The sequence below is a fragment of the Pseudomonas massiliensis genome, from assembly GCF_000826105.1.
Classification (GTDB): domain Bacteria; phylum Pseudomonadota; class Gammaproteobacteria; order Pseudomonadales; family Pseudomonadaceae; genus Aquipseudomonas; species Aquipseudomonas massiliensis.
This window is the reverse complement of the sequence record NZ_CCYK01000007.1, coordinates 1,938,990-1,951,274: the sequence shown is the minus strand read 5'-3', so window position 1 is coordinate 1,951,274 and position 12,285 is coordinate 1,938,990. Positions and strand designations below refer to the sequence as shown.

Sequence of the window (12,285 nt, the reverse complement as noted above, 5' to 3'; positions counted from 1 at the left end):
TCACGGTCAAGCGCAGGTGCATTAGCCGCCAACCTTCGGCCAGCAGTCTGCGGAATCATGGCTTGGATTAATCAGGGGAATGTGACTGCTCTAGAAGTTGGGGCCTCGACGCAACCTGATGGGGCCATGGAAAGGGCCCTGGGCGGGTAAAACCGTCGCGCCTTGGGTAATCTCGATGGTTCCGGCCGCGGCGAGGCGTTGAGCCGCCTCTCGTACCGGCGCCATCCAGTCCCGCCATGGGCCGTCGTCGCCCGCCAGATGACGGGCAACCTCGGACGGACAGATGGACGCCTCGGGTGCCCGGCGGGCCAGTAATTCCAGCAGGCAGTCCTGGATACGCCCGGTGCCGTCTTTCACTGCGCGCTGAAGCGGAACAGCGTAGTCTGGGTGTAGGTCTGCCCCGGGTCGAGCCGGGTGCTTGGGAAGTTCGGCTGGTTCGGCGAGTCAGGATAGTGCTGGGTTTCCAGCGTGAAGGCACCCCAGTGCGGGTAGGTCTTGCCTTGCTTGCCGGTGAAGCCGGTCAGGAAATTGCCTGTGTACAGCTGTACGCCCGGCTCGGTGGTGTACAGCTGCAAGCGGCGCCCGGAACCTGGGTCCATCACCTCGGCGGCGAGCTTGCCCAGGTCGCCCGCGCTGTCGAGCACCCAGTTGAAGTCGAAGCCGCCTTGCTTGGGCTCGGCGAATTTCAATTGCGGATGGTCATCGCGGATATGCTTGCCGAAGGCCGTGGGGCGATTGAAGTCCAGCGCGGTGCCCGCGACCGGCGCCAGCTCGCCGGTGGGGATCAGGGTAGCGTCTATGGGCGTGTAGCGCGCGGCGCGAACCGTGGCGACCTGGTTGAGTATGTCCCCTTCGCCGGCCCCGGCCAGGTTGAAGTAGCTGTGGTTGGTCAGGTTCAGAACCGTGCTGCGGTCGGTGGTCGCCTTGTAGCGAATGCGTAGCTCGTTGTTCTCATTGAGGCTGTATTCCACTTCAACATTGAGGTTGCCGGGGAAACCCATTTCCCCATCGACGGAGCGGTAGCTCAGGGTAACGCCCACCCAGCTCTTCTCGTCGGTCTCCCGCGCTTTCCACACATGCTTGTCGAAGCCCTTCGGGCCGCCATGCAACGCGTTGGGCCCGTCGTTCACCGGCACCTGGTACTGCTTGCCGTCCAGGCTGAACTGGCCCTTGGCCAAACGGTTGCCGAAACGGCCGATGGTCGCGCCGAAATATACGTCGCCATGATCCTGGTAGCCCTTCAGGTCATCGAAGCCCAGGACTACGTCCGCGACCTGGCCCGTGCGGTCCGGTACCAGCAGGGACTGCAAGGTGGCGCCATAGGTGAGGATGCTGGCCTCCATGCCATGACTATTGCGCAACACATAGCGTTCAACAGCGGTACCGTCATCGAGGGTAGCGAAGCTGGCGTGTTCCCGGGTCAGGCCTGCGGCCTGGGCACTGCCCGCCGCCAGACCCATGGCGAGGGCGAGGCTGGCAGCTTGCGCAAGGAAGGGTTTCATGGACGTTCTCCGTTGGGGTTGTTGTTATGTCCGAAGGGTGGCCGACAGCGCGGCCCCTTGAATATAGTCATACCAATTCGAACATCAAGTCAGCTTTGGTAGGCCAATATCTGCCCATGGTGGGGCTTGAACTGCAAATAGTAATATTATTTAATGCTTGCACTTGCCAACCTTTGGCAGCGCGAACACCGACAACAACGATAAGCGGAGGCGCCATGCAGTGGCAGCCTGTTTCGCCCCAGCGCTACATGCTGGCCGAAGGGCCCTTCTGGGACTCTTCCACAGCAGCCCTGTATTTCGTCGACATCGCCGGCATGCTCGCCTGTCGGCTCGACACCCGTGGTCTGGCGCAATGGCACCTGGACGAGCCGGTATCGGCGTTCATTCCCACCGACCAGGGCGACGCTCTGGTGACCCTGGCCTCGGGTGTGTACCGCCTGGACCTCGCCTCACCCACAGACCATCCCCGGCTGAGCTTGTTCAGCCAGCCAGACCGCATGCCCGGCAACCGCGCCAACGAAAGCCGTTGTGACAAGCGTGGCAGGCTCTGGCTAGGCACCATGCAAAACAACATCGGCCCCAGCGGTGAAGACCTCCCTGTTGAGCGAGACAGCGGCAGCCTGTTCCTGTTGGAAGGCAACAAGGCCATGCCCGTCCTGGAGGGCCTGGGCATTCCCAACACGCTGGCGTGGAGTGATGACGGTCGTTATCTCTACAGCGCCGACAGTAAGGCTGGCCAGTTGTGGCGCTATGCGTTGGATGTCGATGGCTTGCCAGTCACACGGGAAGCCTGGGCCGAGCCAGGCCCCGGAGTGCCCGATGGCTCTGCCCTGGATGCCGAAGGCTATCTGTGGAATGCCCGCTGGGGTGGTGGCTGCCTGCTGCGCTACGACCCGGAGGGGCGTATCGAGCAACGCATCGCCTTGCCCGTGAGCCACCCGACCAGCTGCGTATTCGGCGGCCCGGACCTGCGCACCCTCTATGTCACCTCGGCCCGGCCTGGCAAGGCTGCCGGCCCCCTGGACGGCGCGGTGCTCTGGAGTCGGCTGGAGGTGAGCGGCCAGCCGTGTCATCGATTCAAGGGTTGATCCTGGGGCAATTGCAGGTGTGACACTTCGTTACATATGGCCCAACGGGCTGTGCTTGACTGAACGCGGTGCTGGGTCAACACCCATGCCGCTCGGCTTTTCTAACAAGAACAAGGAGTAAGCCATGCCTTTGATCAAAGGGTTTCGTGTGTTCTGTGGGGCGGTGGCAACCGCAACGGCGCTGTCCTGGGCTGGACAGGCTCTCGCCGCTGATCCGGTGAAGATCGGCTTTCTGGTCAAGCAACCCGAGGAGCCCTGGTTCCAGACCGAGTGGGCATTCGCCGAGAAGGCGGCGAAGGACAAGGGCTTTACCCTGCTCAAGATCGCTGTGCCGGATGGCGAAAAAACCCTGGCGGCCATCGATAGCCTGGCGGCTAACGGTGCCAAGGGTTTCGTGATCTGCGCGCCGGACGTATCCCTCGGCCCGGCCATCGTAGCCAAGGCCAAGGCCAATGACCTGAAGGTCATGGCGGTGGACGATCGCTTCGTGGATGCCAAGGGCAATTTCATGGAGGACGTGCCTTACCTTGGCATGGCGGCCTTTGAAGTTGGCCAAAAGCAGGGCGCCGCCATGGCCACCGAGGCCAAGAATCGTGGCTGGGACTGGAAGGATACCTACGCGGTAATCAATACCTACAACGAGCTCGACACCGGCAAGAAGCGCACCGATGGTTCGGTGGACGCGCTCAGGAAGGCGGGGATGCCGGAAGACCATATCGTCTTTGCGCCTCAGAAGACCCTCGACGTTCCGGGCAGCATGGACGCCACCAACTCGGCCCTGGTCAAGCTGCCGTCGGCGGCCAAGAACCTCATCATCGGCGGCATGAACGACAACACGGTGCTGGGCGGTGTGCGAGCCACCGAGAGCGCGGGCTTCAAGGCGGCCAATGTCATCGGCATCGGCATCAACGGTACCGATGCGATCGGCGAGCTGAAAAAGCCGGAAAGCGGTTTCTTCGGCTCGATGCTGCCTAGCCCGCACATCGAGGGTGAGCGAACCGCCACCATGGTCTTCGAATGGGTCACCACGGGCAAGGAGCCGCCAAAATACACCGCCATGGACGAAGTGACCCTCATTACCCGAGCCAACTTCAAGCAAGAGCTTGAGAAGATCGGCCTGTGGAACTGACCCGGGTGACGAGGAGCTTTCCCATGTTGTCGACCGCAACCCAGGCCGGGACCGCTGAAGCGCTTTCCTTCAAGGGCATCGGCAAACAGTTCCCGGGCGTGCGCGCCCTGGCGGACATCAACTTCACCGCCTGGCCCGGCCAGGTGCATGCCCTGATGGGTGAGAACGGCGCCGGAAAATCCACGCTGCTGAAGATCCTTGGGGGTGCCTACATCCCCTCCGAAGGCGAACTGCGCCTGGGCGAGCGTGCCCTGAAATTCCGCAACGCTGCCGACAGCCTGGCCAGCGGCATCGCGGTGATCCACCAGGAGCTGCACCTGGTGCCGGAGATGAGCGTGGCGGAGAACCTGCTCCTGGGACACTTCCCGGCTCGCCTGGGCATCGTCAATCGCCGCGCCATGCGTCAGCGCGCTCAGGCCCTCCTGCAGGGGCTGGCTGAGGAAATCCATCCCGACACCCGCCTGGGGGATCTGTCCCTTGGTCAGCGCCAGCTGGTGGAAATCGCCAAGGCGTTATCTCACGATGCCCGGGTGATCGCCTTCGACGAGCCTACCAGTAGCCTGTCTGCCCGAGAGATCGACCGCCTGATGGGCATCATTGGTCGGCTGCGGGACGAAGGCAGGGTGGTCCTGTACGTATCCCACCGCATGGAAGAGATTTTCCGTATCTGTGACGCGGTGACGGTGTTCAAGGACGGCCGCCATGTCCAGACCTTCGAAGACATGTCTGTGCTCAGTCACGACAAGCTGGTGACCTGCATGGTCGGCCGGGACATCCAGGATATCTACAACTACCGATCGCGGCCGCGAGGCGATGTAGCGCTGGCGGTCAATGGCTTGCTCGGCCCGGGGGTCCGCCAGCCGGCGAGCTTCCAGGCTCACCGCGGCGAAGTGCTGGGCTTCTTCGGACTGGTCGGGGCGGGACGCACCGAACTGCTGCGCCTGATCAGCGGGCTGACCCCCGCCAGCGCTGGCAGCCTGAGCCTGGACGGGAAGGCGCTGCGCCTGGCTACACCCCGTGACGCGATCCAGGCCGGCATCCTTCTTTGCCCTGAAGATCGTAAGAAGGAAGGTATCGTGCCGCTGGCCAGCGTTGGCGAGAACATCAATATCGGGGCCCGGCCGCGCCATTCCCGTATGGGCTGGCTGCTGCGCGGCCGCTGGGAGCGGGACAATGCCGAGCGGCAGATTCGAGCGCTCAACGTGAAAACGCCATCGGCGGACCAGGCCATCCTGTATCTCTCCGGCGGCAACCAGCAAAAGGCGATTCTTGGCCGCTGGCTCTCGCTGCCCATGAACGTCCTCCTGCTCGACGAGCCCACTCGGGGCATCGACATCGGCGCCAAATCGGAGATCTACCAGATCATCCACAACCTGGCGGCCAGCGGGGTGGCGGTGATTGTGGTCTCCAGCGACCTGATGGAAGTGATCGGCATTTCCGACCGTGTGGCGGTGATGTGCGAAGGCGCGATCACCGGCGAACTCCCGCGTGAACAGATCAATGAGTCCCGCCTGCTGCAGTTGGCCCTGCCCGGCGCCCGCGCGGCTTCAGAACAAGAGGTGAACCATGGCTAGCGTACCCCAGACCCCTTTGATATCCAGCCACCGCCTGAACATGCGCCGCTTTCTGGACGACTGGGTCATGCTCCTGGCCGCTGTAGCGATCTTCGCCGGCTCCGCCATCTTCATCGACAACTTCCTTTCGCCCTTGAATATGCGCGGGCTAGGGTTGGCGATTTCGACCACAGGCATCGCGGCCTGCACCATGCTGTTCTGCCTGGCCTCGGGGCATTTTGACCTTTCCGTAGGGTCGGTCATCGCCTGCGCCGGGGTGATCGCCGCCGTGGTCATGCGTGACACGGGCAGCGTGGCTTACGGCGTGGGCGCGGCCCTGGGCATGGGCCTGATCGTGGGCCTGATCAATGGAATCGTGATCGCCAAGCTGCGGATAAACGCCCTGATCACCACCTTGGCGACCATGCAGATCGTGCGCGGCCTGGCCTATATCTTCTCCAACGGCAAGGCCGTGGGGGTGATAGAAGAGAACTTCTTCGTGTTCGGCAACGGGCAGTTGTTCGGGGTGCCGGTGCCCATCGTGATCACCCTGGTATGCTTCCTGTTCTTCGGCTGGCTGTTGAACTACACCACCTACGGACGCAACACCATGGCCATAGGCGGCAACCAAGAGGCGGCTCGCCTGGCTGGCGTGGCGGTGGACCGCACCAAGATCGTGATTTTCGCCGTGCATGGGCTGATCGGCGCCCTGGCTGGGGTGGTGCTGGCGTCGCGGATGACCTCGGGCCAGCCCATGATCGGGCAGGGCTTCGAGCTGACGGTGATCTCCGCTTGCGTGCTGGGCGGGGTGTCCCTGGCCGGTGGTATCGGCATGATGCGTCATGTGATCGCCGGAGTGTTGATCCTGGCCATCATCGAAAACGCCATGAACCTGAAGAACATCGATACCTTCTATCAGTATGTGATCCGCGGCACCATCCTGTTGCTGGCCGTGATCATCGACCGGCTCAAGCAGCGCTGAAGGCTGGGCCAGGCCCCATGTGTTGGCTACGAGGCGTCCAGCAAATGGGGTTCAGTTCAGCCGGTGGGAGTCAGCGCAGCTGACGAATCGTGCTCGATCAGAAAGCCTTTTCGCTAGCTCGCGCTAGCTCCCACCGAGATCACCTCGCTGTCCGAGGCGCACCTTTAGGGTCATGTCCTGCTGGCCGTGATCATCGACCGGCTCAAGCAGCGCTGAAGGCTGGGCCAGACTCCATGTGTTGGCTACGAGGCGCCCAGCAAATGGGGTTCAGTTCAGCCGGTGGGAGTCAGCGCAGCTGACGAATCGTGCTCGATCAGAAAGCCTTTTCGCTAGCTCGCGCTAGCTCCCACCGAGATCACCTCGCTGTCCGAGGCGCACTTTCAGGGTCATGTCCTGCTGGCCGTGATCATCGACCGGCTCAAGCAGCGCTGAAGGCTGGGCCAGACTCCATGTGTTGGCTACGAGGCGTCCAGCAAATGGGGTTCAGTTCAGCCTGTGGGAGTCAGCGCAGCTGACGAATCGTGCTCGATCAGAAAACCTTTTCGCTAGCTCGCGCTAGCTCTCACCGAAATCACCTCGCTGTCCGAGGCGCACCTTCAGGGTCATGTCCTTCGCATCACCTCATTGACCGCTTCCATGAGCCGCGCCTGGGAGAATGGCTTTGCCACTCTTGGAATGTCCGGGGTCTGGCCGGGGGCTACGTCGGCGTAGCCCGACATCAGGATCATCGGCAGGTCAGGGCGCTGCTCTCGCACCTTGGCCGCCAGTTGCGCGCCGGTCATGTGCGGCATGGCATGGTCGGTGATCAGCAGGTCGTACTCGGATTGCTCCATGAACGCAAGGGCTTCACGGGCCGAGGCCGCCGGCTGCACCTGGTGACCATGCTCCTTGAGCATTTCCACGGTGTTGGTCAGCACCAGCTCGTCGTCGTCGACCGTAAGGATGCGCAGGCTGCGCGCGAACCTGTCGCCCTCGGGGTCGTCCTCAATCTGCCCCAGCGAGGCGTTGGGCTCTGGCGGCTGGCTGGCCGGCAGCCATATTTCCGCGGTGGTACCGACTCCATGCCGGCTATGCAGGCGCAGGGTGCCCCCGCATTGCTCGGCCAGCCCGAGCACCATGGACAAACCCAGCCCGGTCCCCTTGCCGATACCCTTGGTTGTGAAGAAGGGCTCGATGGCGCGCTTGAGCGTCTGCTCGTCCATGCCCTCGCCTGTATCGGACACGCATAGGCACCAGTAGTCCCCGGCCGCCAGCGGGCCCTCCGCAACCCCTATGCGATGGGCTCGCGCACTGATGCTGATCTTACCCTGGCCGCCCATGGCATCCCGCGCATTGACCGCCAGGTTGAGCAGGGCTGCTTCCAGCTGGTTGGAATCAGTGCGTACCCATGCCGGGAGCGCGTCGAAGGCTGTCTCCAGCTCCACGGTGGGGCCCAGGGAGCGCTGGAGCAATTCGGCCATTCCGGCCACCAGCTGGCCCAACTCCACGGCCTCGGCGCGCAACTCCTGGCGCCGGGCGAAGGCCAGCATTCGAGCAATGAGGGCGGCGCCCCTTTCGGCGCCGGCCTTGGCGTTGTTCAGCAAGCGGGCCAAGGCAGGATCGTCGGGTAGGCGGCGGCGCAACAGCTCCAGGCTTCCCAGCACCGCCATGAGCAGATTGTTGAAGTCATGGGCGATGCCGCCGGTGAGGTTGCCCAGGGCTTCCATCTTCTGCGCCTGGTGCAGGGCCTGCTCGGTTCGCCGGATGTTGGCTTCGCTGATTCGCAGGGCTTCGGTCCGCTCGGCTACCCGCGCTTCCAGATCCTGCCGGAAACGCTCTTCGCCCGCGCGCCGCTGGGCTTCAGCGCGACCGCGCTCGATGTGCGCCCAAGAGCGTTCCGTCACTTCGGAAAGCAGGCTCAGCTCTTGAGACGACCATTGCCGCGGTTGGCGGTCGTGGATGGCCATCAGTGCGATCAGCCGACCTTCCTTGACCAGCGGCATGCAGATGGTGGCGCCCAGGCCGATGCTGAGGAATGCCTCGGCTTCCTCCGGGGGCAACTGAGCCGCGTTGTCCTCGAGGATCAATGGCAGGCCGGCGCGCAGGTTCTTTACGGCGAGTTTGCCAAAGCTGGCCAGGCGGTAATGGCCGACGATGCTGGCGCTTCCCTGCGCATGCCAGTTGCCGCGTATGGTGAAGCCATCCTGGTCGGGGTCCATGTCGGCATAGGCGCAGACAGAGATGCGCAGGTGCTCGCCAAGCATGCGTGTGGTGATCGCCATGATCACGTCGGCATCGTCGCTGCGCATGGACTCCTTGGCCAGGGCGTCGAGAAAGCGCAGCCGGGCCTCGTTGGCCCGCAAGGTCTCCTCGGCCTCACGGCGCGCGCTGATATCCGTGGCCGCGCCGAACCATTCGATGATCTCGCCTCGGTCATCGAACAGCGGTACCGCGCGAGAATGGAACCAGCCGAGGCTGCCATCCGGGCGGCGCACGGGATGCTCGAGATTGAAGCTGGTCTTGGTGCGGATGCAGTGCTCGATGGTCATCTGCACCCGGGGCCGAGCTGAAGGCTCGATGTAGGTGTGCAACCAGTCGCGGTTCGGCTCGCTCACATCCTGGAGCGAGCCCTTGCCATCGAGCTGCCGCATTTCCCGCCAGTCGGGCGACAGTCGGTAGGTCACGTCCGAGGTAGCGTTCACCAGCGCACGCAGGCGTTCTTCGCTGTGCTGCAGGTTGCGCCGGAACAGTACCCGCTGAGTGGTTTCCACCACGATGGCGATCACCCCGGCCGGTTGTCCGCTTTCGTCATAGACCGGCGAATAGTCCAGGTCCATCCATACCTGCTCGGGGCGGCCGTTGCGGTGCAGGGTGAGCTCCTGGTCCTTGTAGGCCAGCGTCCTGCCCGCCAGCCCTTGACGCATGACGTTATCGTTGAAGTCGGCCACTTCCCGCCAGCCCTCGCGCACTGCGGTGCCCAGGAGCCAGGGATGACGACCGCCGGCGAAGCCCGAATAGGCATCGTTGTAGATCATGATGCCCCTGGGGCCCCACAGCAGCACCATGGGTACCGGCGAGGCCAGCAAGAGCGCCGTGATGCTTTTGAGGCTTTGCGGCCACTGTTCCAGCGGGCCCAGGCCGCTGGCTGTCCAGTCATGATCGCGAATCAGTCGGCCGAGCTCGGCCCCGGCGTTGAGGAATTCGATGCTACCTGTGGCGGCGGCCACAGCTGGGTCTTGGATCATCGAAGCGAAAGTCCGTATTGAGCGAGCAGGAAGGAGTGAAACCTCGGGCAGCGCCATCATAACAGGGCGCAGGGACGGCATTCAGACTTCGTTTTGTCGGATGTGGCCTATGCTTATCCAACTATAGAGGCAGCGCTCGGTCAGATGGTTTCGTGAATCCGAAACCGGGACGCCCAGCCGACCGCGCTTCGACTTCAGTACCTTGACAGGAGCACTGCATGACCGACGTATTCGATATCCGTGACTATGGCGCCAAGGGCGACGGCACTACCGACGACACCGCGGCAATCCAGAAAGCCATCAACGCCGCCGCGGCCGCCGGCGGGGGCAAGGTCTACGTGCCCAGTGGCACCTGGGTGGTATCTGACAGTGACGGTTCCGGCAATGCCCTGGCGCTGAAGAGCAACGTGGTGCTGAGCGGGGACGGTGCCGGAGATACCGTCCTCAAGCTGGCCGACAGCGCGGATGGCAATACCACCTCTCTGCTCGGCGTAGCGGCGGGCGGCACCCTTCGCGATGCCCAGGTCAGCAACCTGACCCTCGATGGCAGCCAGGCCAATGACGGCGGGCAGGTCAGTGGCTGGTCGCAAAGTGGCGCCAACAGCGTGACCAACCTGGTGCTCGATGGGGTAACCGCCACTGGTTTCAGTGGCAACGGCTTCGACCTGTCCAGCGCGGCAGTCAACCTCACCGTGCGTAACAGTACCGCCAGTAACAACGGCCTGGATGGATTTTCCCTGGGCGGGTCGCTGCCGGCGCTGACGTTCCAGGACAACCAGGCGCTGAACAACGAACGCAACGGGATCAACGTGGTGCTGGGCAGCGAAGCGCTGTCCCTGGCCGACAACATCGCTTCCGGCAATGGCGCCGACGGTATCTACGTCCATAACGAAAATGGCGTGGACACCGGTTACTTCAGTGTCATCGGCGGCAGCGTGTCGGAAAATGGCGGCGATGGGGTGCGTGTGCGCGGCATTGAGTATGGCGGCGTCTATCGCATGGAGATCCATGACAACGGCGGTTCCGGGGTAGACCTGCAGGGTACGACTCATGTGGAAGTCGCCGACAACATCATCCATGACAATGCTCAGGCCGGGGCCACCGCGGAAGTGGCCATCCGCAGTCAGGGCACGACCAATGGCAGCCAGAACTTCGTCTACGACAACATCATCACCGGCGGGGCCAACGCGACCTGGGGCGTGGCCGAGATCCCTTCCAACAGCGCCGGAGTGGATGGCAGCCTGATCTTCGGCAACGTGATCAACGGCGCCCAGGCGGGCGACATCAACGCGGTCGGTAGCGAGAGCCAGGTCACCAACAATAGCGATGTGCTGATTCTACGAGGCAGCGCAAGTGCCGATGCCCTGAACGGAAGCCGTTCGGCCGAACTCATTTCCGGCGGCGATGGCAACGACCGTATCAACGGGGCGGCCGGTGATGATGTGATCAGCGGCGGCGCGGGGGCCGATCAGCTCACCGGCGGTAGCGGTAGCGACGTGTTCCGGTTCAGCCAGGTCAGTGACAGCTACCGGGCCGGCAACACCTCCTACGTCGACCGCATCAGCGATTTCGACGATGCCCGTGATCGCCTGGATCTGACTGCCCTGGGCCTGACCGGGCTTGGCAATGGTCACAATGGGACGCTCAAGGTCACTTATAACGCCAAGACCGATACGACCTATCTCTCCAGCCTGGATGCCGATGCTGACGGCAATCGCTTCCAACTTGCCTTGAGCGGCAATCACCTGGCTACCCTGGGGGCGGACAACTTCTTCAGCCTCACTACGGGGACCGCCCACAACGATACCCTGGTGGGCACCACCGCCGACGATACTCTGGCCGGCGCGGCGGGTCGCGATTCGCTCTCCGGTGATGGCGGCGCCGATCGCTTGCTGGGCGGCAGCGGCGGCGACACCCTTACCGGCGGCTCCGGCGCGGATACCTTCGTCTACACCAGTCTGAGCGACAGCTACCGCAACGATGCCAGCGGCAGCTATGCGCAGCGCGACCTTATCGTCGATTTCAACAGCAATGGCCACGACCGCATTGATCTCACCGCCCTGGGCTTCACCGGGTTGGGCAACGGTTATGACGGTACACTCAAGGTGGTCCTGAACCTGGCTGGTGACTATACCGCGCTCAAGTCCCTGGAGCCGGACGCCAATGGCAACCGTTTCGAGATCCTGCTCAAGGGCAATCACCTCTACGACCTTACCGCGACCAATGTCCTGTTCGCTAACCCGGACAGCACCCAGACGGACAGCTCGCAACCCATTCCTCATCTTGACCTCAGTGGCACGTCCACCGCCGATACTCTCTATGGGGACTGGGGCGATGACAGCCTGTATGGGCTGGCGGGCAACGACACCCTTGGCGGCAGCGTTAGTGACGACCTGCTGGTGGGTGGGGCGGGCAGCGATCGCCTGACGGGTGGTTCGGGCGCCGATACGTTCCGCTTCGACAGCGTTGGCGATAGCTATGCCGGCTCCGCGGACCTGATCACCGACTTCTCTGTGCAGCGGGACCTGCTCGACGTTTCGGCGCTGGGCTTTACCGGGCTGGGGGATGGTACCGATGGCACGCTCAAGGTCACCTACAATGCCAGCAGCGACCGGACCTATGTCCGCAGCAGCGAAGCGGACGCCGATGGTCACAAGTTCCAGGTGACCCTGGTCGGGGATTACAGCCACACCCTGAGCGATGATCAGTTCGTATTCGCATCGTCCGATACCACTGCGCAAGTGCAGCTGCTGGGCGTGGCGGCCGAGACGGACCATACGGCCTGATCAGTTCCGGGCCGTTCGGCG

8 protein-coding genes are annotated in these 12,285 nt (G+C 63.3%); 5 read left to right on the top strand and 3 right to left on the bottom strand.

Going from position 1 to position 12,285, the window contains the following annotated elements; translation table 11 throughout:
* Positions 1-90: 90 nt before the first annotated feature.
* Complete coding sequence (locus tag BN1188_RS19625; RefSeq protein ID WP_084596296.1) at positions 91-357, bottom strand: DUF3253 domain-containing protein; 267 nt, start codon at positions 355-357, stop codon at positions 91-93.
* Positions 354-1,502, bottom strand: a complete 1,149-nt coding sequence (locus BN1188_RS19620; RefSeq protein WP_040263309.1) for an aldose epimerase family protein — start codon at positions 1,500-1,502, stop codon at positions 354-356. The genes BN1188_RS19625 and BN1188_RS19620 overlap by 4 nt, the downstream gene beginning before the upstream one ends.
* Before the next feature lie 215 nt (positions 1,503-1,717).
* Here BN1188_RS19620 and BN1188_RS19615 point away from each other — a divergent pair, with 215 nt between their 5' ends.
* The 4 genes from BN1188_RS19615 (at position 1,718) to araH (ending at position 6,254) form a co-directional block, all read left to right on the top strand.
* Positions 1,718-2,590 carry an SMP-30/gluconolactonase/LRE family protein gene (locus BN1188_RS19615; protein WP_040263308.1) on the top strand — a complete coding sequence of 291 codons (873 nt, stop codon included), beginning with the start codon at positions 1,718-1,720 and terminating at the stop codon, positions 2,588-2,590.
* Positions 2,591-2,714: 124 nt separating this feature from the next.
* Positions 2,715-3,719 (top strand): substrate-binding domain-containing protein, encoded by a 1,005-nt coding sequence (locus BN1188_RS19610; RefSeq protein ID WP_040263306.1) that lies wholly within the window; start codon positions 2,715-2,717, stop codon positions 3,717-3,719.
* Positions 3,720-3,742: 23 nt separating this feature from the next.
* Complete coding sequence (araG, locus tag BN1188_RS19605) at positions 3,743-5,293, top strand: L-arabinose ABC transporter ATP-binding protein AraG (protein WP_040263304.1); 1,551 nt, start codon at positions 3,743-3,745, stop codon at positions 5,291-5,293.
* Positions 5,286-6,254 (top strand): L-arabinose ABC transporter permease AraH, encoded by a 969-nt coding sequence (gene araH / locus BN1188_RS19600; protein ID WP_084596295.1) that lies wholly within the window; start codon positions 5,286-5,288, stop codon positions 6,252-6,254. Before araG ends, araH begins: the two co-directional genes overlap by 8 nt.
* A 602-nt stretch (positions 6,255-6,856) precedes the next feature.
* On the opposite strand, the gene BN1188_RS19595 is transcribed toward araH, so the two are convergent.
* The gene (locus tag BN1188_RS19595; protein WP_052469395.1) at positions 6,857-9,478 is read right to left on the bottom strand and encodes an ATP-binding protein; all 2,622 of its coding nucleotides are present in this window, start codon (positions 9,476-9,478) and stop codon (positions 6,857-6,859) included.
* Between the two features lie 218 nt (positions 9,479-9,696).
* On the opposite strand from BN1188_RS19595, the gene BN1188_RS19590 reads away from it, so the two are divergent.
* Entirely contained in the window at positions 9,697-12,264 is a 2,568-nt protein-coding gene (locus tag BN1188_RS19590; RefSeq protein WP_052469394.1) for a M10 family metallopeptidase C-terminal domain-containing protein, read from the top strand.
* The last annotated feature ends 21 nt before the right edge of the window (positions 12,265-12,285 follow it).